This is a genomic window from Demequina sp. NBRC 110052 (assembly GCF_002090075.1).
Classification (GTDB): Bacteria; Actinomycetota; Actinomycetes; order Actinomycetales; family Demequinaceae; genus Demequina.
Map to the genome: position 1 here is coordinate 1 of NZ_BBRI01000002.1, position 20,489 is coordinate 20,489.

The 20,489-nt window shown below is 69.9% G+C and carries 22 protein-coding genes; 19 read left to right on the forward strand and 3 right to left on the reverse strand.

The window, feature by feature from the left end; translation table 11 throughout:
- Positions 1-1,361: hypothetical protein (locus tag B7K21_RS00010; RefSeq protein ID WP_144015995.1), on the reverse strand; the 1,361-nt coding region annotated here is incomplete at its 3' end.
- On the opposite strand from B7K21_RS00010, the gene B7K21_RS00015 reads away from it, so the two are divergent.
- The 10 genes from B7K21_RS00015 to B7K21_RS00055 all read left to right on the forward strand — a co-directional run bounded on the left by B7K21_RS00015 (position 1,350) and on the right by B7K21_RS00055 (position 11,115).
- Positions 1,350-2,018, forward strand: coding sequence for a tetratricopeptide repeat protein (locus tag B7K21_RS00015; protein WP_084072895.1), 669 nt, complete (start codon positions 1,350-1,352; stop codon positions 2,016-2,018). The two genes, B7K21_RS00010 and B7K21_RS00015, sit on opposite strands and share 12 nt — an antisense overlap.
- Entirely contained in the window at positions 2,015-3,028 is a 1,014-nt protein-coding gene (locus tag B7K21_RS00020; protein ID WP_084072896.1) for an HAD-IIA family hydrolase, read from the forward strand. The genes B7K21_RS00015 and B7K21_RS00020 overlap by 4 nt, the downstream gene beginning before the upstream one ends.
- A 4-nt stretch (positions 3,029-3,032) precedes the next feature.
- The gene (locus tag B7K21_RS12515) at positions 3,033-3,203 is read left to right on the forward strand and encodes a hypothetical protein (protein ID WP_159448364.1); all 171 of its coding nucleotides are present in this window, start codon (positions 3,033-3,035) and stop codon (positions 3,201-3,203) included.
- Between the two features lie 7 nt (positions 3,204-3,210).
- Positions 3,211-4,059, forward strand: a complete 849-nt coding sequence (locus tag B7K21_RS00025; protein ID WP_084072897.1) for a TlyA family RNA methyltransferase — start codon at positions 3,211-3,213, stop codon at positions 4,057-4,059.
- Positions 4,056-4,922, forward strand: coding sequence for an NAD kinase (locus tag B7K21_RS00030; RefSeq protein WP_084072898.1), 867 nt, complete (start codon positions 4,056-4,058; stop codon positions 4,920-4,922). Before B7K21_RS00025 ends, B7K21_RS00030 begins: the two co-directional genes overlap by 4 nt.
- The gene (gene recN, locus B7K21_RS00035) at positions 4,922-6,610 is read left to right on the forward strand and encodes a DNA repair protein RecN (RefSeq protein WP_084072899.1); all 1,689 of its coding nucleotides are present in this window, start codon (positions 4,922-4,924) and stop codon (positions 6,608-6,610) included. Before B7K21_RS00030 ends, recN begins: the two co-directional genes overlap by 1 nt.
- Before the next feature lie 5 nt (positions 6,611-6,615).
- Positions 6,616-7,797, forward strand: a complete 1,182-nt coding sequence (gene steA / locus B7K21_RS00040) for a putative cytokinetic ring protein SteA (protein ID WP_084072900.1) — start codon at positions 6,616-6,618, stop codon at positions 7,795-7,797.
- Positions 7,794-8,708, forward strand: coding sequence for a copper transporter (locus tag B7K21_RS00045; protein ID WP_084072901.1), 915 nt, complete (start codon positions 7,794-7,796; stop codon positions 8,706-8,708). Before steA ends, B7K21_RS00045 begins: the two co-directional genes overlap by 4 nt.
- A 61-nt stretch (positions 8,709-8,769) precedes the next feature.
- Entirely contained in the window at positions 8,770-10,470 is a 1,701-nt protein-coding gene (locus tag B7K21_RS00050; protein WP_084072902.1) for a CTP synthase, read from the forward strand.
- Positions 10,471-10,473: 3 nt separating this feature from the next.
- A complete protein-coding gene (locus B7K21_RS00055; protein ID WP_084072903.1) occupies positions 10,474-11,115 on the forward strand; it encodes an NUDIX hydrolase in 642 nt (213 codons plus the stop codon).
- Between the two features lie 7 nt (positions 11,116-11,122).
- Here the strand turns inward: B7K21_RS00055 and ilvA are convergent, their stop codons facing one another.
- Positions 11,123-12,355, reverse strand: coding sequence for a threonine ammonia-lyase (ilvA, locus tag B7K21_RS00060; protein ID WP_084072904.1), 1,233 nt, complete (start codon positions 12,353-12,355; stop codon positions 11,123-11,125).
- On the reverse strand, positions 12,352-13,278 hold the full coding sequence (locus B7K21_RS00065; protein ID WP_084072905.1) for a heme A synthase: 927 nt from the start codon (positions 13,276-13,278) through the stop codon (positions 12,352-12,354). Before B7K21_RS00065 ends, ilvA begins: the two co-directional genes overlap by 4 nt.
- 188 nt (positions 13,279-13,466) lie before the next feature.
- Between B7K21_RS00065 and B7K21_RS00070 the strand changes: the two genes are divergently transcribed.
- The 9 genes from B7K21_RS00070 to B7K21_RS00110 are packed head-to-tail and all read left to right on the forward strand — an operon-like array spanning position 13,467 to position 20,489.
- The gene (locus B7K21_RS00070; RefSeq protein WP_084072906.1) at positions 13,467-14,120 is read left to right on the forward strand and encodes a metalloregulator ArsR/SmtB family transcription factor; all 654 of its coding nucleotides are present in this window, start codon (positions 13,467-13,469) and stop codon (positions 14,118-14,120) included.
- Between the two features lie 2 nt (positions 14,121-14,122).
- Positions 14,123-15,559: a Fe-S cluster assembly protein SufB gene (sufB, locus tag B7K21_RS00075; RefSeq protein WP_084072907.1), complete on the forward strand. Its 1,437-nt coding sequence runs from the start codon at positions 14,123-14,125 to the stop codon at positions 15,557-15,559.
- Complete coding sequence (sufD, locus tag B7K21_RS00080; protein ID WP_200806217.1) at positions 15,556-16,746, forward strand: Fe-S cluster assembly protein SufD; 1,191 nt, start codon at positions 15,556-15,558, stop codon at positions 16,744-16,746. The genes sufB and sufD overlap by 4 nt, the downstream gene beginning before the upstream one ends.
- On the forward strand, positions 16,743-17,081 hold the full coding sequence (locus B7K21_RS00085) for a non-heme iron oxygenase ferredoxin subunit (protein ID WP_084072909.1): 339 nt from the start codon (positions 16,743-16,745) through the stop codon (positions 17,079-17,081). The genes sufD and B7K21_RS00085 overlap by 4 nt, the downstream gene beginning before the upstream one ends.
- 30 nt (positions 17,082-17,111) lie before the next feature.
- Positions 17,112-17,867, forward strand: coding sequence for a Fe-S cluster assembly ATPase SufC (sufC, locus tag B7K21_RS00090; protein WP_084072910.1), 756 nt, complete (start codon positions 17,112-17,114; stop codon positions 17,865-17,867).
- A gap of 3 nt (positions 17,868-17,870) precedes the next feature.
- Entirely contained in the window at positions 17,871-19,145 is a 1,275-nt protein-coding gene (locus B7K21_RS00095) for an aminotransferase class V-fold PLP-dependent enzyme (RefSeq protein WP_084072911.1), read from the forward strand.
- Positions 19,142-19,621, forward strand: a complete 480-nt coding sequence (gene sufU / locus B7K21_RS00100) for a Fe-S cluster assembly sulfur transfer protein SufU (protein WP_084072912.1) — start codon at positions 19,142-19,144, stop codon at positions 19,619-19,621. The genes B7K21_RS00095 and sufU overlap by 4 nt, the downstream gene beginning before the upstream one ends.
- The gene (locus B7K21_RS00105; RefSeq protein WP_084072913.1) at positions 19,614-19,940 is read left to right on the forward strand and encodes a metal-sulfur cluster assembly factor; all 327 of its coding nucleotides are present in this window, start codon (positions 19,614-19,616) and stop codon (positions 19,938-19,940) included. Before sufU ends, B7K21_RS00105 begins: the two co-directional genes overlap by 8 nt.
- A gap of 6 nt (positions 19,941-19,946) precedes the next feature.
- Positions 19,947-20,489, forward strand: coding sequence for a DUF1697 domain-containing protein (locus B7K21_RS00110; RefSeq protein ID WP_084072914.1), 543 nt, complete (start codon positions 19,947-19,949; stop codon positions 20,487-20,489).

A 20,489-nucleotide genomic window follows, 5' to 3' on the forward strand; every position in this document is an offset into this window, starting at 1 on the left:
TTTAGTACGAAGGGCCGCCCAACGATGGGCGGCCCTTCGTCGTTTGCCTCACAATAGACATACCTGAACAGCGAGAACGGAACACCATGCCCCACGATGACGAGCGCCCCCGCAGGGACGACAACGAGCGACGTCCCCGTCGCGACGGGCAGGGTCCCCGTTCTGGTTCGAACCGCAACGACGGCCGCCGTGGCGGTGATCGTCCGTACCGTTCGCGTGATGGCGAGCAGCGTTCGTACGGCAACCGTGATGGCGGCCAGCGCGCCGGTGGCGACCGCCCGTACCGTTCGCCCGACGGTGAGCGTCGCCCCTACAACAACCGCAATGACCGTGACGGTCAGCAGCGTTCTGGCGGTGATCGTCCGTACCGTTCGCGTGATGGCGAGCAGCGTTCGTACGGCAACCGTGACGGTGGCCAGCGCTCTGGTGGTGATCGCCCCTATCGCTCGCGTGATGGTGAGCAGCGTTCTGGCGGTGACCGCCCGTACCGTTCGCGTGATGGTGAGCAGCGTTCGTACGGCAACCGTGACGGTGGCCAGCGCTCTGGTGGTGACCGCCCGTACCGTTCGCGTGACGGTGAGCGTCGCCCGTACAACGACCGCAATGGCCGTGATGGTCAGCAGCGTTCCGGTGGTGATCGTCCGTACCGTTCGCGTGATGGTGAGCGTCGCCCGTACAACGACCGCAATGACCGCGATGGTCAGCAGCGTTCTGGTGGCGATCGCCCCTATCGCTCGCGTGATGGTGAGCGTCGCCCGTACAACGACCGCAATGACCGCGATGGTCAGCAGCGTTCTGGTGGCGATCGCCCGTATCGTTCGCGTGACGGTGAGCAGCGCTCCGGTGGCGATCGCCCGTACCGTTCGCGTGACGGTGAGCGTCGCCCGTACAACGACCGCAATGACCGTGATGGTCAGCAGCGTTCCGGTGGCGATCGCCCGTATCGTTCGGGTGACGGTGAGCAGCGCTCGTTCGGCAATCGTGACAGCGGCCAGCGCTCTGGCGGCGACCGCCCCTATCGCTCGCGCGATGGCGAGCAGCGCTCCGGCGGTGATCGCCCGTACCGTTCGCGCGACGGTGAGCGCCGCCCGTACAACGACCGCAATGGCGGTGATGGCGGCCGGCGTTCCTACGGCAACCGCGACGAGCGGGGCGACCGCGACAATAGGACGCGCGCGCCGCGTCGGGACGGCGGAGGAGAGGCACCGGCCTCGCGTCCGCCTCAGGCAGAGCGTGCGCTGCGCCCGCGCATCGATGCTCCGGAGATTCCCGAGGAGGTCACGTACGCCCAGCTCGACCGCGAGGTGCGCGCACGTCTGAGGACGCTCAGCAAGGACAATGCCGAGGATGTGGGCCGGCACCTCATCATGGCGGGGCATCTGATCGACACGGATCCTGAGCTCGCGTACCGTCACGCGCAGGTCGCTTCGCAGCGTGGGGGACGCGTGGACGTGGTGCGTGAGGCCGCGGCGCTGACCGCCTACGCGACGGGTCGCTACGCGGAAGCGCTCCGCGAGTTCCGTACGGTGCGCCGACTCAACGGCCTGCATGATCACCTGCCGCTCATGGCGGACTGCGAGCGCGGCCTGGGTCGGCCCGAGCGTGCGCTTGCGCTTGCTCAGGAGGACGGGGCGAAGTCTCTGGACGCGGTCGGTCGGGTCGAGCTTGAGATCGTCGTGGCTGGTGCGCGCCAGGATCTGGGCGAGGCCGATGCCGCACTCGTGCTTCTCAACCGCATCAAGGCACCGAACGAAGAGCTGCGGCTGCGCGTGCTCGAAGCTCGCGCGCAGACGCTCCGTGCTCTCGGCCGGGAGGACGAGGCGGCCGCCATCGAGGCGGAGCTGCCGGACCCTGCGGATGTCGAGGAACCTGAGGAGGACGTGATTCTCTACGACACGGCTGAGCTTCCCGAGGAGTTCGATGAGCACGACGGTGACGAGTCGGTCGAGGTCGCTGATGGTGACGGCGACATCGTGGGTGATGGCGCGACCCGGGGGAGCGAGGACGACGGCGAATGAGTTCGTTGAGCGATCTCAAGGGCACGTCCGCGCCCCTGCAGGAGTTCCACGATGTGGCGCTCGTCGACCTTGACGGGGTCGTCTATCGCGGGCCGCACGCCGTGGAGTCCGCTCCGGAGGCGCTGGCCGACGCGCGGACTGCTGGCATGCGGGTCATGTACGTCACGAACAACGCCAACCGTCCGCCCTCGAGCGTCGCGGAGCACCTGACGTCACTCGGGATGCCGACGTCGACCGATGAGGTGATGACCGCTGCGCAGGCAGGCGCGCTGCTGCTCGCGCAGCAGCTGAAGGCACCCGCGCGGGTGCTGGTGGTCGGAGGCGAGGGGCTGCGCATTGCGGTCGCTGAGCTCGGCTACGAGATCGTGGAGTCCGCGGACGATGCCCCCGACGCGGTGATCCAGGGCTTCAACCCTGACCTTCGCTGGCGGGACCTCGCGGAGGGCGCGTACGCGGTGCAGCGTGGCGCGATCCACGTGGCGACCAACCTGGACCTCACGATTCCCAACGAACGCGGAATCGCGCCGGGAAACGGCGCGCTGGTGCAGGCCATCGTCACCGCGACTGGTGTACGTCCGCCAGCGGCAGGCAAGCCGGAGCCCGCGATGTTCCACCTCGCCGCGGAACGTGCGGGTGCGGAGAACCCGGTGATGATCGGCGACCGCCTCGACACAGACTTGCAGGGGGCCCGTGCGGCGGGCTATCGAGGCCTGCTGGTCCTGACCGGTGTCAATACGGCACGTGACGCCGTGCTGGCGCCGCCAGAGCACCGCCCGTCGTACATCGCGGAGGACCTCACGGGGCTTGCGCTGGCGCATCCCGCGCCCGTCCGCGAGGGGGACCGGTGGACAGTCGGTGGCGCGTCGGCTTCCGTCGAGGACGGCCGGCTCGTCGTGGCAGGAGGGTCGGCGATCGACCAGATCCGCGCGGCATGTGCTGCCGCATGGGCGAGTGCGGACGCAGGTCGACCGCTCGATCTTGAGTCGGTTCCTGACTTCGGAGTAGCCTGACACCATGGGACAGATCAACGAGCACCGCAAGCCCCTGGGCGAGGTCGACTACCCGGATGAGGTCAAGAAGGCGTTGCGCTCGGTTACCGAGATGCCGTCGGACCTGAACGAGCAGGCGGAGTTCTTCGACAAGATTCAGGAGTCGCTCTCCTCGCGTCTGCGCGACGACAGCTGAGGGGCGGATGCGCCTCGACCGCGCTCTTCCTGAGCGTGGCCTCGCTCGGTCGCGCTCGCACGCCACCGAACTGATCCGCGCGGGGAGCGTCCGTGTGGACGGCGCCGTGGTCATCAAGCCCGCCTTCGACGTCTCGTCGGATTCGACTGTTGAGGTCGAAGCGCCGGCGGGGTACGTCTCCCGTGCGGCGTTCAAGCTCGCGGGGGCGCTGGATGCATGCGAGCCCTTGGGGCTCGACGTCACGGGCGCCCACGCACTCGACGCGGGCGCCTCGACGGGCGGGTTCACGCAGGTCCTCCTCGAGCGTGGCGTGGCCCACGTGCACGCCGTCGACGTGGGCCACGGACAGATCGCTCCGGCCATTGCGAGCGACCCTCGCGTCACGGTGCGCGAGGGTATCAACGTTCGCGAGTTGACCGCGGCGGACGACGGTGCCGGCTGCGACCTTGTGGTCGCCGATCTGTCGTTCATCTCGCTTCAGTTGGTCGTTCCCGCGCTCGTGGACTTCGCCGCGCCGGATGCCCAGATGCTGCTCATGGTCAAGCCTCAGTTCGAAGTGGGCCGTGAGCGTCTGGGCAACGGTGGCGTCGTCACTGACCCCGCACTCAGGATTGAGGCGGTCAGCGGCGTCATCGAAGCATGCGTGCGCGCGGGGCTTCACGTCCGCCACGTGGAACGCAGCTCCCTGCCTGGTCCGCACGGCAATGTGGAGTTCTTCGTGTGGGTCGGTGGTCCGTGGCAGGCTAGGACCGATATGGATGCGGACCCGGGCTGGCCCACTCTCGACGAGGATGAGGCGAGGGAGGCCGTGGTCCGCGAGGTGCTCAGCTCCGACGACGTGGGGAGGAACTCATGACACGCAGGATCCTCATCGTCGCGAACCCGCATCGGGCTGACACGGTCGCTGCCGCTTCGGTCGCGCGTGCTGCGCTCACGAGTGCGGGCGTCGAGTCGTGCACGGCCTTCGACGCCGCGGTCGATGCGCCCATTGAGGCGGCGCTGGTGCTCGGCGGCGACGGCACGATGCTGCACGCCGCGCACCTGACACGTGACGCGGGCATACCGCTGCTGGGCGTCAACATGGGTCACGTGGGTTTCCTCGCCGAGCTCGAGCGAGACGACGTCGCGCACGCCGCGCAGCGTCTCGCGAGCGGCGACTATGAGGTGGAGGAGCGTGGGACGCTCGACGTGACGGTGATCGCGCCCGACGGCTCTGCTGAGACCGCGTGGGCGCTCAATGAGGCCACGATCGAACGCGCGAACCCGCGCACGATGCTGGAGGTCGCCGTCGAGGTGGATGGGCGACCGCTGTCGAGCTTCGGCTGCGACGGCGTGGTCGTCGCTACCGCGACTGGCTCGACTGCCCACGCGTTCTCCGGTGGAGGTCCCGTGCTGTGGCCGAACGTGGACGGCCTGCTGTTCGTGCCGCTGGCCGCACACGCACTGTTCGCGCGTCCTCTTGTCGTGGGACCCGACTCGGTGTTCGCGGTCGAGGTAGTCGAGCGGTCGTCGACCTCGGGCCATGTCGTCCTCGACGGTTCGCGGACCTTCGACCTTGCTCCCGGCGGTCGTGTCGAGGTCCGGTACGGATCGGAGAGGGTGCGTCTCGCTCGCATGTCCGATGCGCCGTTCACTGAGCGGCTCGTGCGGAAGTTCCACCTGCCCACGACCGGCTGGCGGGGCGATGGGCACGCGCGCGTGCACGAGGAGGAGCGCTAGTGCTCCACGAGCTCTCGATCGAGAATCTGGGAGTCATCGAGTCGGCACGTCTCGAGCTCGGCCCCGGACTGACCTGCGTGACCGGTGAGACGGGTGCCGGGAAGACGATGGTCCTGACGGGGCTCGGCATGATCCTCGGATCGCGTTCCACACCGGCGACGGTGCGCACCGGTGCCGAGGCCGCTGTCGCCGAGGCCGTGGTGGACGTCGCTGCTGACTCGCCTGAGGCCGCGCAGCTGGACGAGGCTGGCGTTGCGCTCGATGACGACGGCACGGTCATCGTGAGCCGGTCCGTCGGTGCGACGGTGCGCTCCCGCACCGTGATCGGTGGCCGCTCGGTTCCGCAGTCGGTGCTCGCGGAGGTCTCGTCCGCGTGGGTGACGGTGCACGGACAGGCGGATCAGCAGCGCCTGCGCAGCGGCGCCCATCAGCGGTCCCTGCTCGACGAGTACGCGGGGGAGAAGCACCTCGATGCGGTGCGGCGCGTCGGCGAGGCGTACGGCGCGTGGCGCGACGCGGTCCACGCGCTGGAAGCCATGGTGGAGGGTGCGGACGCCGCTCGTGCCGAGGCGGCACGCCTGCGCGACGACCTCGACGCCATCGACGAGGTGGGCCCTCAGCCGGGGGAGGACGACACTCTCGCATCTGAGGCCGCAGTGCTGCAGAACGCCGAGGCGGTGCGCGAGGGCGTGGCCGGTGCGCGCGAGGCCGTCGACGGCGAGGGCGAGTTCTCGCTGGTCGTCGCGGTCGAGGCAGCGCGGCGAGCCCTTGCCGAAGCGTCGCGCCACGATCCAGCGCTCGAGGAGCTTGAGCAGCGGCTCGCGGAGATCTCGTACTCGGCGGCCGACATTGCCACGGAGCTCGGCTCCTACCTGGATCGCCTCGACGCCGACCCGATGCGGCTGGACGCCGTCCTCGAGCGCCGTTCGGCGCTGGCGGGCCTCATGCGACGACTCGGCACGGACTTCGAGGGAGTGCTCGAGCACCGCGAGCGCGCTGCCGCCCAGATCGCTGCGGATGAGGCGTGGGACGAGCGGCTTGACGAGCTGCGTGAGGGCGTGGCGGCCGCGCGTGCGTCCCTGGAGCGGCACGCGCGCGAGGTCACCGAGGGGCGCAGGACCGCCGCGGCGCAGCTCGCCGCAGACGTGGACGCGGAGCTCGACGGGCTCGCGATGCGGGACGCCAGCTTCGCAGTCGAGGTTGCGCCAGCGGAGCTGGGGCGTCACGGGGCGGATGAGGTGACCATGACGCTCGCGGGCCACGTCGGCGCCCCCGCGCTGCCGGTCGCGCAGGCGGCCTCGGGCGGCGAACTGTCGCGCGTGATGCTGGCGATCGAGGTATCCCTCGCGCGCCGCTCGCGCGCTCCGGGCCACACGTTCGTATTCGACGAGGTCGACGCGGGCGTCGGAGGCAAGGCCGCGCAGGCCGTCGGACGGCGTCTCGCGGAGCTCGCGCGGACCCACCAGGTGCTCGTGGTCACCCACCTCGCGCAGGTCGCGGCGTTCGCCGACACGCACATCGTGGTGCAGAAGGCTTCGGACGGCGCCGTCACCCGCTCGCAGGTGCGTGCCGTCGAGGGCGAGGACCGTGTGCAGGAGGTCGCACGCCTGCTCTCGGGCCATGAGGACTCGGTGGCGGCACGCGCCCACGCATATGAGCTGTTGGAGGCCTCCACCGTGGCACGATGAGCCGCATGAGCCGAGACTCCTCCCGCGTCGCCTCCAGCGAGGTCGACGGCCTCATCCAGGGGCCCGCGCGCGTGGAGGGATCCCTGCGGGCGCTGCTGAGGCGCGTGCGGCCTGGAGACGTGGCAGTGATCGACGTGATGGACCTCGATGCCCGCTCGGCGGAGGCCCTCGCGGCTCGTCGACCGGCATGTGTGATCAACGCGCAGCGCACGCTCTCGGGGCGGTACCCGGCGGGCGGGGCGAAGGTGCTGCTCGATGCGGGCGTGGCGGTCGTCGACCACGCAGGCGGTGCCGTCCTCGGCATCAAGGACGGAGCCAGGGTCGCTGTAGACGCCGAGGGAACTGTGACGCGAGGCGGCACTGCGATCGCCAGCGGCGTGAGGCTCACGCAGGCTGACATCGACGACGCGACCGCGGCCGCGACGGAAGGCATGCACGTGCAGCTCGCGTCGTTCGCGGCCAACGCCATGGACCTCGTGGAGCACGAGGCTCCGCTTCTGCTCGAAGGCCATGGCCTGTCCGACGCCGTGCTCGAGGTCGAGGGTCGGCCGGTGCTGGTCGTCGCGCCCGGGTATCTCCACCAGAGGCGGCTGAAGGAGCTGCGTCCGTTCCTGCGCGATCACCGGCCGGCGATCATCGCGGTCGGCGAAGCAGCGCAGACCGTCCTGGATGGCGCCTATCCGGCCACGCTGATCGTGGGCGACGTGGAGCCGCTGGGGGAGCGCGCGCTCACCAAGGCGGGCCACGTCCTGCTGCACGACCCTGCCGGTGGAGAGGCAGGTGCGAGCCGCGTGGATGCTCTCGGCGTGCCCCACAGCGCCGTGTCCTCGACGCTGGCGAGCGAGGACCTCGCGATCCTTCTCGCGCACGCGGCGGGCGCTTCGGCGATCGTGACGATCGGCGTGCCTGCGACGCTGACGGAGCTGCTGGAGTCCGGGTCCGCCGAGGGCCGTCCTGGTGAGGGCGCGGGGACGTTCCTCGCGCGTCTGCAGACCGGTTCCCGCGTCGTGGACTCGACGGTGCTTGCGAGCCTGTACCGGCAGCGCTACCCGTGGTGGGTGCTATTCGCGCTGCTCGCCTCCGCGCTGCTCGCGCTGGGCGTGGCGATCTGGGTCACCCCTGGCGGCCAGTCGTGGATCGAAGGGGCGTGGCAGTCGCTCGCCCGCGCGATCGGACTCGACGCATGACCTCGTTCCGCTACCACGTGGTCTCCCTGGCCGCCGTGTTCCTTGCTCTCGCGGTGGGCGTGGTCCTGGGCTCGGGGCCGATGCGCACGGCGCTGGTGGGGGACCTGAACGACGAGGTCGACCGGCTTGAGGCGGAGGTCGCCGAGGGCGAGGCGCAGGTGGAGCAGGCGCAGCTGAGCGGCGTCGTCGGCGAGCAGTTCGCGATGGAGGCCGAGCCGCTGCTGCTGGGCGGCACGCTCGACGGCGCGACCGTGGCTCTCGTCTCGGTGCTGGGCGCGACGACCGGTCAGGCTGACGCGGTGCGGGATGCGCTCGTCGTCGCGGGAGCCGAGGTGGTGGCGGACGTGACCCTGGATGAGGCGTGGACGGACGCCGGGCAGGCGCCGTTCCGTGCAGCGCTGGCGGACCAGCTCGGTGGTTCGGTCGGCGGCCTGGTGGGCGATGAGACGACCGACGAGGTGCTTGCGCTCGCGCTCGCGCAGGCGCTGCTCGCCGGCGAGGGCGAGCCGGGCGACGGACCACAGGTGCTGCTCGACCTGCTGCGGCAGGCTGAGCTCGTGGACGGCACCGTGACGTCGCCGGCGGAGTCGATCGTGATCGTGAGCGGCGACGTCGGATCGGACGACGACGCCCTCGCCGCGGCGTCGGGCATGGTCGCGCGCACCGTGGGCGTGCTGACGGGCGAGGCGACGGGGGCGGTGGTCGCTGGCGGGCCGGAGGCGCCAGGTGACCTGGCGTCCGCGGTTCGCAATAGTCCTGCTGCGGCAGGTGCGAGCACCGTCGTCGACGCGTTCACGACGTATGGGCGGATCGCCGCTGCTCTTGCGCTCGCGGAGCAGCGCGACGGGGGCTCTGGCCACTACGGTGCGGGCGAAGGTCGCGACCTGATTCCCGCAGGAACGGCGGAGTGAGCGCGGTCGTCGGCGAGTCCGGCGCGACGGCACCCCCTGACGACTGTTAGCATTGAAGCCCGTGGAGCGCACGAGATTCTCGTCCAATACGGACCATGTCACCCGTCACATCTTCGTCACGGGAGGCGTCGTGTCCTCCCTCGGGAAGGGTCTGACGGCGTCGAGCCTCGGCCGTCTTCTCCGGTCGCGCGGACTGCGCGTCACGATGCAGAAGTTGGATCCCTATCTGAACGTGGATCCGGGCACGATGAACCCGTTCCAGCACGGCGAGGTCTTCGTGACCGACGACGGCGCTGAGACCGACCTGGACATCGGCCACTACGAGCGCTTCCTCGACGTGAAGCTCTCGGCGAGCGCCAACGTCACGACCGGCCAGGTCTACTCGCGAGTGATCGCGAAGGAGCGCCGCGGCGAGTACCTGGGCGACACCGTGCAGGTGATCCCGCACATCACCGATGAGATCAAGCGCCGCATGCGCGAGCAGGCCGGCCCTGAGGTCGACGTGATCATCACCGAGATCGGCGGCACCGTCGGCGACATCGAGTCGCAGCCGTTCCTCGAGGCCGCGCGTCAGGTGCGCCACGACGTGGGCCGCGACAACGTGTTCTTCCTGCACGTGAGCCTGATCCCGTTCATCGGCCCCTCCGGTGAGCAGAAGACGAAGCCGACGCAGCACTCCGTCGCGGCCCTGCGCAGCATCGGCATCCAGCCCGACGCCCTGGTGCTGCGTTCGGACCGCCCGGTGCCCGCGTCGGTCAAGAACAAGGTCGCACTCATGTGCGACGTGGAGCCCGACGCTGTGGTCAACACGATCGACGCGCCGAGCATCTACGACATCCCCAAGATCCTGCACTCGGAGGGCCTCGACGCCTATGTGGTGCGCCGCCTCAACGTGCCGTTCCACGACGTCCAGTGGGGCGCGTGGGACGACCTCCTGCGTCGTGTGCACCAGCCCGCCGACCACGTCGAGGTCGCGCTGGTGGGCAAGTACATCGACCTGCCCGACGCGTACCTCTCGGTGAGCGAGGCGCTGCGCGCCGGCGGCTTCCACCACAATGCGAAGGTGTCGCTGCGGTGGGTCCCCTCTGACTCGTGCCAGACGCCGGAGGGCGCGCAGAAGGCGCTCGGCGGCGTCGATGCGGTGCTCGTGCCCGGTGGATTCGGCGTGCGCGGCGTGGACGGCAAGATCGGCGCGCTGCGCTGGGCCCGCGAGAACAAGGTGCCCACACTCGGCATCTGCCTGGGCCTGCAGACGATGGTCATGGAGTACGCCCGCAATGTCGTGGGGCTCGAGGGCGCGTCGAGCTCCGAGTTCGACCCGGACACCAAGCACCCCGTGGTCGCGACCATGGAGGAGCAGCTCGCGATCGTGGACGGCCAGGGTGACCTGGGCGGCACGATGCGTCTGGGCGAGTACAAGGCGCTTCTGGTGCCCGGCTCCGTCGTGGCGGAGACGTACGGCACGACGACGGTGGGCGAGCGTCACCGGCACCGCTACGAGGTGAACAACACGTACCGCGCGCAGCTCGAGGAGGCGGGGCTGGTGGTCTCGGGCGAGTCTCCTGACCGCTCGCTCGTCGAGTTCGTCGAGCTCCCGCGCGACGTGCACCCGTACTACGTGTCGACGCAGGCGCACCCCGAGTTCCTGTCGCGGCCGACCAAGGCGCACCCGCTGTTCGCCGGCCTGATCGGCGCCGCGATCGCGCGCCAGTCGCAGGCTGAGGAGGCAGGCGAGGAGCAGGCCGCCGTCGCGGGAGCCTGACGCATGCCCGACGCGCTGGCCGACCTGCCGGGCTCCCGTCCGGTCCGCACGACGCATGAGCGCTTCACCGGCAAGGTCTGGGACGTCGCCAGCGACGAGGTGGACCTGGGCGATGAGCGGGTGGTGACGCGCGACTACGTGCGCCACACCGGCGCGGTGGTGATCGTGGCTCTCAACGAGCGCGACGAGGTCTACCTTGTGCGCCAGTATCGCCATCCCGTGGGTGCCGAATGCTGGGAGCCGCCCGCCGGTCTGCTCGACATGGCGGGAGAGTCCCCCGTGGACGCCGCGCGCCGCGAGCTGCACGAGGAGGCGGATCTCACGGCCACGCGCTGGGACACCCTCGTCGACTACTACCCCTCCGGCGGGGGCAGCTCTGAGGCGGTCCGCATCTTCCTCGCGCGCGACCTCGATGAGGTGCCGGAGTCCGAGCGGCACGAGCGCACCGATGAGGAGCGCGACATGATCGGCGCCTGGGTGCCGCTTGACGACGCCGTCACGGCCGTCCTGGAGGGCCGCGTGCACGCATCCTCGGCGGTCGCCGGCATCCTCGCCGCTGACCATGCCCGACGCTCGGGCTTCGCCGATCTGCGGCCTCACGATGCGCCGTGGCTGCGCCCGGAGGCGACGCGGCTCGAGCGCTAGCGTGCCGTCAGACGCCGACGACCTCGGGGGAGAAGCCCGCTGACGTGAGCGTCTGCATGACCTCCGCCTGATGGTTCGGCCCGCGCGTCTCGACGGCGACCTGGAGGACGACGTCGTTGAGCGTGAGCCCCAGGTCGTGGCGCGTGTGCAGCACCTCGATGACGTTCGCTCCCACCGCCGCGAGGATCCTTGACACTTCCGCGAGCTGGCCGGGCCGGTCGGGGAGAGGGATGCGCAGCGTCATGTACCTACCGGCGGCGACGAGGCCGTGCGACACGATGCGCTGCAGCAGCAGGGGATCGATGTTGCCGCCCGAGAGCACGGTGACCGTGGGGCCTGTGGGCGCGACGAGCCCCGCGAGGATGGCGGCGACTCCGATCGCGCCCGCGGGCTCGACGACGAGCTTGGTGCGTTCGAGCAACGTCAGCACGGCTCGCGCCAGGTCGTCCTCCTCGACGGTGACGATGTCGTCGACGAGGTCGCGCACGAGTGGGAACGTGTGGTCGCCGGGCCTCGCGACGGCGATGCCGTCCGCGATCGTCGCGCCGCGGTCGATCGTCACGGGGTGACCTGCAGCGAGTGACGCAGGGAGCGAGGCGGATGCAGAGGCCTGCACCCCGACCACGCGGATCTCACGGCCCTGCTGCGCGGCGATCTCCTTCGTGGCGACCGCGATCCCTGAGATGAGTCCGCCTCCGCCGACGGGCACCAGGACCGTCTGGACGTCTGGCACATCGCGCAGGATCTCGAGCCCGATGGTGCCCTGACCTGCGATGACGTCGGCGTGGTCGAACGGATGGATCATCACGGCGCCCGTGCGCTGTGAGTGCTCGGCGGCGAGGGCGAGGCACTCCTCGACGGTGGCTCCGTCCGTGATGACGGACGCGCCGTACGACTTCGTGGCGAGCAGTTTGGGAACGGGGGCACCCAGCGGCATGAATATCGTGGCGTCGATGCCCAGCTGCTGTGCGGCGAACGCGACGCCCTGCGCGTGGTTGCCGGCGGAAGCCGCGACGACGCCGCGGGACTTCTCCTCATCGGTGAGTCGCGAGAGTCGATAGGTCGCGCCGCGGAGTTTGAACGAGCCCGTCCGCTGCAGGTTCTCGAGCTTCATGTACGTCGGCACGCCGAGCAGGTCGCTCAGGTGGGACGCGTGATCGACCGGGGTGTGCTGCGCGACGCCTGCCAGCTCCCTCGCGGCCGCCTCGATGTGGCCGAGCGTTACCTCGCGCGCGGTCATGCCTGCTCCTGGCTCGCCCTCGTAAGGTGGAAGAACGCGGCATGGGCCGCCGTGAGCGCAGCCGCGCCCAGGAGATGCGTGCCCACGATGACCTCGGGCAGCCCGGTGAAGTACTGGAGATAGCCGATCGCCGCCTGCGCGAGCGTGACCGTGAGCAGCACGATCCACGAGCGACGCACCTCGTCGCGATCGCCGAGGGAACGGTCGCCGCGCAGGCGCCACACCAGGAGGATAAGCAACGCGACGTAGGCCCACACTGCCATGGCGTGCGTACGGGCGATCAGCGCCGGGTCGAGCGCGAGCCGCTCGGTCGCGTCGGCGTCGCCCGAGTGGGGGCCCGCACCGGTGGTGAGCGCGCCGAGGAAGAGGACGGCGACGAGTAGCACCACGGAGGCGCGGCGCAGCACCGTCAGCGGCGCGCCGACACGCCGGGGCGCGCGCCGGTACGCGAGCGCGAGCCAGACCGCCTGCCACACGAGCAGCAGCGAGAGCCACAGGTGGGGAGCGACGACGAGAGGGTGCAGGGACACGAGCACCGTGATGCCGCCCACGACGGCCTGCAGGATCACGCCGATCCCGGGAACGAGTCCCCACCACTTGAGGTCGGGCCTGGAGTTCCACACACCGATCGCGAGCAGCAGCGCCACGACCAGCAGCACGCCCGTGAGGGTGCGGTTGCCGAACTCGATGAACGGGTGGATGCCCGCCTCCGCGTGGAACTCGGGCGCGAACTGCCCGGGCTCGCACTGGGGCCACGTGGAGCATCCGAGCCCCGAGCCGCTCAGGCGCACCGCGCCGCCCGTGACGATGATGCCCGCCTGGGTCGCGATGTTCGCAAGCGTGAGTCCGCGCGTGTGCCTGCCCAGGAAGTCGGCGGCGGTGCGGGGGAGACGGGCGGTGCTGGCGTCGGCGGTGTCGGTCACCCGTCGATTCTAGGCGGGAACGTGAGCGGCGGCGGCGACGTTCCTCCAGCGTCGGCCGGGCCCGACGCGAACCGCCGCATGGCACTTAGGTCCGCCTTGCTTGCGGGATTGTTTTTAATGAACCAAAATGTTGCCTAATTGGTCCGCGCGACGCCGGACCGATCCAGCACGAGCAGGGAGGGCACCGCATGCAGCACGCCGACACGACGCGCGATCAGGTGCTCAGCCTCATCGTCACGGCCGGCCCGATCACCGCGGCGGCCCTCGCGGAGGAGCTTCACCTCACGCCCGCGGGCGTGAGGCGCCACCTCTCGATGCTCCTCGACGACGGGCTCATCGTGGACCACGAGCAGCCCGGCCCGTCGGTCCGCGGCCGCGGCCGGCCCGCGCGCTCGTTCGTCGCGACCTCGCACGGGCAGGAGTCCCTCGCGTCCGACTCGTCCGCCGTCGCGGTCGACGCGGTGCGCTTCATGCGCGACCACGGCGACCTCGAGGCGTTCGTCGAGGCGAAGGCCGCCGAGCTCGAGGCCGACATCGCACCCGGCGTCCCTGCCGATGGCACGATGGAGGACAGGGTGGCGGCCGTCTCCGCCGCGCTCGGCACCAAGGGCTACGCCACCTCGGTGAGGCCCGGCCCCGGCGGGTACACGCTCCAGCTGTGCCAGGGCCACTGCCCGGTCCAGGACATCGCGACCGAGGCGCCCGAATGGTGCGAGGCAGAGACCCGCGCCATCGCCCGACTTCTCGACGTCCACGTGCAGCGTCTCTCCACCCTTGCGGGCGGCGCTCACGTGTGCACTACGACCATCCCCGTCTCCCCGGTGACGGCCAAGGAAGGATGACCATGAGCACCCCTACCGACAACGCACCCGCACGGAGCGATGACGAGATCATCGCCTCGATCGGCGGCTACGAGTACGGCTGGCACGACTCCGACGAGGCGGGCGCCATCGCTGCGCGCGGCCTCAGCGAGGACGTCGTCCGCAACATCTCCGCGCTGAAGAACGAGCCCGAGTGGATGCTGAACATGCGCCTCAAGTCGCTGCGTCTGTTCGGCAAGAAGCCGTTGCCCACGTGGGGCTCTGACCTCACGCAGATCGACTTCGACAACATCAAGTACTTCGTGCGCTCCACCGAGAAGCAGGCGACCTCGTGGGAAGACCTGCCCGAGGACATCAAGGCCACCTACGACAAGCTGGGCATCCCGGAGGCCGAGAAGCAGCGCCTCGTCGCGGGCGTCGCCGCGCAGTACGAGTCCGAGGTCGTCTACCACCAGATCCGCGAGGACCTGGAGGAGCAGGGCGTCATCTTCCTCGACACCGACACCGCGCTCAAGGAGCACCCGGAGCTGTTCGAGCAGTACTTCGGCACTGTCATCCCCCCGGGCGACAACAAGTTCGCCGCGCTCAACACCGCCGTGTGGTCGGGCGGCTCGTTCGTCTACGTCCCGCCGGGCGTGCACGTCGAGATCCCGCTGCAGGCCTACTTCCGCATCAACACGGAGAACATGGGCCAGTTCGAGCGCACGCTGATCATCGCGGACGAGGGCTCGTACGTGCACTACGTCGAGGGCTGCACCGCGCCCATCTACTCGTCCGACTCGCTGCACTCCGCAGTGGTCGAGATCATCGTCAAGAAGAACGCCCGCGTGCGCTATACGACCATCCAGAACTGGTCGAACAACGTGTACAACCTGGTGACCAAGCGCGCCACCGCTGCCGAGGGCGCCACCATGGAGTGGGTCGACGGCAACATCGGCTCGAAGGTCACCATGAAGTACCCCGCGATCTACATGCTCGGCGAGCACGCCAAGGGCGAGACCCTGTCGATCGCCTTCGCCGGCGAGGGCCAGCACCAGGACGCGGGCGCCAAGATGGTGCACGCCGCCCCGAACACCTCGTCTTCGATCATCTCGAAGTCCGTAGCCCGCGGCGGCGGACGCACCTCGTACCGCGGCCTCGTGCAGGTGCTCGAGGGTGCGAAGAACTCGAAGTCCAACGTGCTGTGCGATGCGCTGCTCGTGGACCAGATCTCGCGCTCCGACACCTACCCGTATGTCGACGTCCGTGAGGACGACGTCCACATGGGTCACGAGGCCACCGTGTCCCGCGTCAGCGAGGACCAGCTGTTCTACCTCATGTCCCGAGGCATGGAGGAGACCGAGGCCATGGCCATGATCGTGCGCGGGTTCGTCGAGCCCATCGCGCGCGAGCTGCCCATGGAGTACGCCCTCGAGCTCAACCGCCTCATCGAGCTCCAGATGGAAGGATCCGTCGGTTGACCGTCACCGATCACACCCGAGCCACCGCCGACGCGGCTCACAGCCACGGCGTGGGGACCGCGCCTGACGCCTCGCGCGCCGACCGCCCCACCTCGTTCGACCCTGAGGTCTTCGGCGTGCCGAACGGCCGCGAGGAGCAGTGGCGCTTCAGCGCGCTCGCCGACCTCAAGCCGCTCCTGGCGCTCGAGGGCGGCGAGGGCCACCTGGCGTGGGACGTGCCCGAGCTTCCCGCCGGCGTCTCGTTCGTCGAGGTGCCCGCCGATGAGGCCCAGGCACGCTCCGTCCGCGCCCCCGGAGACCGCGCGTCGGCCGTCGCCGTCGCCCGCTCGGGCGGCGCCATGGCGCTCAAGGTCGACGCGAACGCCGTCATCGACGAGCCGATCGCGATCGGCATGCACGGCGCGGGCGAGGACGTCCGCGGCCACCTGCTCGTCGAGATGGGCCCTGGCGCCGAGGCGACCGTGGTGCTCACGCGCACCGGATCGGCGCAGTACTCCGAGTTCGTCTCCGTGGACCTCGGCGATAACGCCGGGCTCAACCTCGTGCTGCTCCAGCAGTGGGACGCCGACGCGGTGCACGCAGGCGAGGTCGTCGCCCGCCTCGGTCGCGACTCGCGTCTGCGCGGCTCGGTCGTGACGCTCGGCGGCAAGGCTGTGCGCCTGAACACCTCGGCCGCGTTCGCGGGTGAAGGCGCCTCGGTGGATCTGTTCGGCCTGTACTTCGCGGACGCCGGCCAGCACCAGGAGCACCAGCTCTTCGTGGACCACGCCGTGCCGCGTTGCACGTCGCGCGTGACCTACAAGGGTGCGCTCGCAGGCAAGACTGCCCGCACCGTGTGGATCGGCGACGTGCTGATCCGCAAGGAGGCCGAGGCGACCGACACCTACGAGCTCAACCGCAACCTGGTGCTCACGGACGGCGCCCGCGCCGACTCCGTGCCGAACCTCGAGATCGAGACCGGCGAGATCGAAGGCGCGGGCCACGCCTCCGCCACGGGACGCTTCGACGACGAGCAGATGTTCTATCTGCGCTCGCGCGGCATCTCCGAGGACGAGGCGCGCAAGCTCGTGGTCCGCGGCTTCTTCGCCGACCTCATCCACGAGATCGGCGTGCCCGCGGTCGAGTCCAGCCTGATGAAGCTCATCGAGCTCGAGCTGGAGCAGATCGAGGAGGATGAGGACGCGTGAGCGAGCAGGTCGCCTGTGACGTCGCGGACGTCGCGCCCGGCACCGCGATGCTGGCCGAGCTGACGCTCGCGAGCGGGGCGGACGTGCCGGTCGCGATCGTGCGCAGCAGCGAGGGCGACTTCTACGCGATCGACGACCTGTGCACGCACGGCGCCGTCTCGCTGTCCGAGGGCGAGGTCGAGGGCTGCTTCGTCGAGTGCTGGGCCCACGGCTCGCGCTTCGACGTGCGCACCGGGGAGCCCGACGAGCTCCCGGCGATCACGCCCGTCAAGACCTATCCCGTCCGCGTCGACGGCGAGCGGGTGCTCGTCGACGTCGACCACCCGAACTCTTAAGACCTACCTTCCCCAAGGAGACACACACTCATGAGCACTCTTGAGATCAAGAACCTCCACGCCTCCGTGGAGACCCCTGACGGCACCAAGCAGATCCTGAAGGGCGTCGACCTGACCATCAAGTCGGGCGAGACCCACGCGATCATGGGCCCCAACGGCTCCGGCAAGTCCACCCTCGCGTACTCGATCGCCGGCCACCCCAAGTACACGATCACCGAGGGCACCGTCACGCTCGACGGCGAGGACGTCCTCGCGATGTCCGTGGACGAGCGCGCCAAGGCCGGCCTGTTCCTCGCGATGCAGTACCCCGTCGAGGTCCCCGGCGTGTCCGTCTCGAACTTCCTGCGCACCGCCAAGACCGCGGTCTCAGGCGAGGCCCCCAAGCTCCGCACCTGGGTCAAGGACGTCAAGAAGTCGATGGACGACCTCCGAATGGACTCGTCGTTCGCCGAGCGCAACGTCAACGAGGGCTTCTCCGGCGGTGAGAAGAAGCGCCACGAGATCCTGCAGATGGAGCTCCTGGAGCCGAAGATCGCGATCCTCGACGAGACGGACTCCGGCCTCGACGTCGACGCGCTGCGCATCGTGTCCGAGGGCGTGAACCGCGTGAAGGAGAACACCGGCCTGGGCGTCATGCTCATCACGCACTACACGCGCATCCTCCAGTACATCAAGCCCGACTACGTGCACGTGTTCGTGAACGGACGCGTCGCCGAGGAGGGCGGCCCCGAGCTCGCCGAGCGTCTCGAGGCCGAAGGCTACGACCGCTTCCTGGTGGACGCGTAAGCGATGCTTCCCGACCTGCGCGGCGACTTCCCGCTCCTGGCCCGCACGGTCAGGAACGGGAAGCCGCTGACGTACCTCGATTCAGGCGCCACTTCGCAGCGGCCCTACGCGGTGCTCGACGCGATGGAGTCGTTCGAGCGTGAGCACTTCGGTGCCGTGGCACGCGGGGCGCACCTGCTCGCCGAGGAGGCGACGGAGGCGTTCGAGGCCGCCCGCGCGTCCGTCGCGCGGCTCGTGAACGCGGCCTCGCCCGACGAGGTCGTGTGGACCGAGAACGCCACCGCCGCGATCAATCTCGTGGCGAACGGCATCGGCAACGCCTCGGCTGGTCAGGGCGGCTCCGAGTCCGCGCGCTTCCGCCTCGGCGAGGGCGACTCCATCGTCGTGACGCAGGCAGAGCACCACGCGAACCTGATCCCGTGGCAGCAGCTCGCCGCGCGCACGGGCGCGACCCTGCGGTGGATCGAACTCGACGACGACGGCCGCCTGCGCCTGGATCAACTCGCCACAGTGATCGACGGCACCACCAAGGTGGTCGCCTTCACCCACGCGAGCAACGTGACGGGCGTCGTGACCGATGTCTCGGCGTTCGTCGCGCGTGCCCGCGAGGTCGGCGCGCTGACGGTGCTCGATGCCTGCCAGTCCGTGCCGCACCTTCCCGTGGACGTGCAGACGCTCGGTGTGGACTTCGCCGCCTTCTCAGGCCACAAGATGCTCGGGCCCACCGGCGTCGGCGCTCTGTGGGGGCGCAAGGAGCTGCTGGACGTGCTGCCGCCGTCCGTGTTCGGGGGCGGGGCGATCCAGATCGTCACGCTCGAGAAGACGACGTGGCACCCGGCGCCGACGCGCTTCGAAGCAGGCACGCAGCCCGTCACCCAGGCGGTGGGCATGGGGGCCGCAGCCGAGTACCTCTTGGGGCTCGGCATGGCGGACGTCGCCGCGCATGAGCGCCGGCTCGCCCAGATCCTGAGGGAGGGCGTGTCCGGCGTGCCGGGCGTGCGCCTGATCGGCCCCGTCGGCGATCCCGGCGCGGACGATGTGCTCGGACTCGCCTCCGTGGTCGTCGACGGCGTTCACCCGCACGATGTGGGCCAGGTGCTCGACGACCAGGGCATCGAGGTGCGCGTCGGCCATCACTGCGCCCAGCCGCTCCACCAGCGCTTCTCCGTTGCGGGCTCGACCCGCGCGAGCGCACACGTGTACACGACCGAGGACGACGCCGCGAGGTTCGTCGAGGCGCTCGCCTCGGTCCGAGAGTTCTTCGGAGTGCCCGCATGAGCAGCCTTGAGCAGATGTATCAGCAGGTCATCATGGACCACGCGCGCGCCCGCCACGGCGCGGGCCTCGTGGACCTCGACCTCGCCGCGGTGGGGGAGTCCCACCAGGTGAACACCACGTGCGGCGACGAGGTCACGCTACGTGTGGGACTCGAGGGCGACACCGTGGCCTCGGTGCACTGGGAGGGTCAGGGATGCTCCATCTCGCAGGCCTCCGTCTCTGCGTTGACCGAGCTCGTGGAGGGACATTCGATCCGCGAGAGCGACGAGCTCTACGAGGCCTTCCGCGCCCTCATGGGGAATCGCGGCGAGGACCTCGGCGACGACCGCGACGACATGCTCGGCGATGCCGGGGCCTTCGTCGGGGTCGGCAAGTATCCTGCCCGTATCAAGTGCGCCCTCATCGGCTGGATGGCGCTGCGCGACGCGATCGCGCAGGCCCAGGCCTCAGGCGCGGAAGGAGAGCAGCATGACTGATACCGCCACGCCGGCGAACGCCGCCGACGTCGAGGAGGCGCTGCACGACGTCATCGATCCTGAGCTCGGCATCAACGTCGTGGACCTCGGACTCGTGTACGGCGTGCAGCTCGACGAGAACCGTCACGCCGTGATCGACATGACGCTCACGTCCGCGGCGTGCCCGCTCACCGACGTGATCGAGGACCAGGCCGCTCAGGCGCTCGACGGGCTCGTGGACGGCTTCCGCATCAACTGGGTGTGGATGCCGCCGTGGGGCCCTGACAAGATCACGGACGATGGTCGCGAGCAGCTGCGCGCGCTCGGCTTCAACGTCTGACCTGACATGGCGGCGACGCACGCCGCGCTGATCAGGGGCATCAACGTCGGCGGCAACAACAAGGTGCCGATGGCGCCGTTGCGAGAGGCGCTGGCATCCGTCGGCCTCGCGGACGTGCGCACGTATATCCAGTCGGGCAACGTGCTGGTCGATGCTTGCGAGCGCACTGCGGCCGAGGTGACTGCCCTCGTGGGCGAGGTGCTACGTGCCGAGTTCGGCGTCGAGACGCCTGTGGTGACGGTCACGGCCGACGCGCTGCGCAGCGCCGTGGTCGACGCGCCCGAGGGCTTCGGTCAGGACGCCGCGTATCGCTGGGACGTCATCTTTCTGCGTGAGACGCTTCCGGCCGCGCAGGCGCATGCGGTCGTCCAGGTGCGCGAAGCGGTCGACGCCGCCTGGAAGGGAGACGCCGTGCTGTACTTCCGGCGTGCGGAGGCGCAGGCAGGCAAGAGCTACCTGTCGCGCATCGTCGGGACGCCCGAGTACAAGCACATGACGATCCGCAACTGGCGGACCACGACCACGCTCGCGTCGATGCTCGACGCCTAG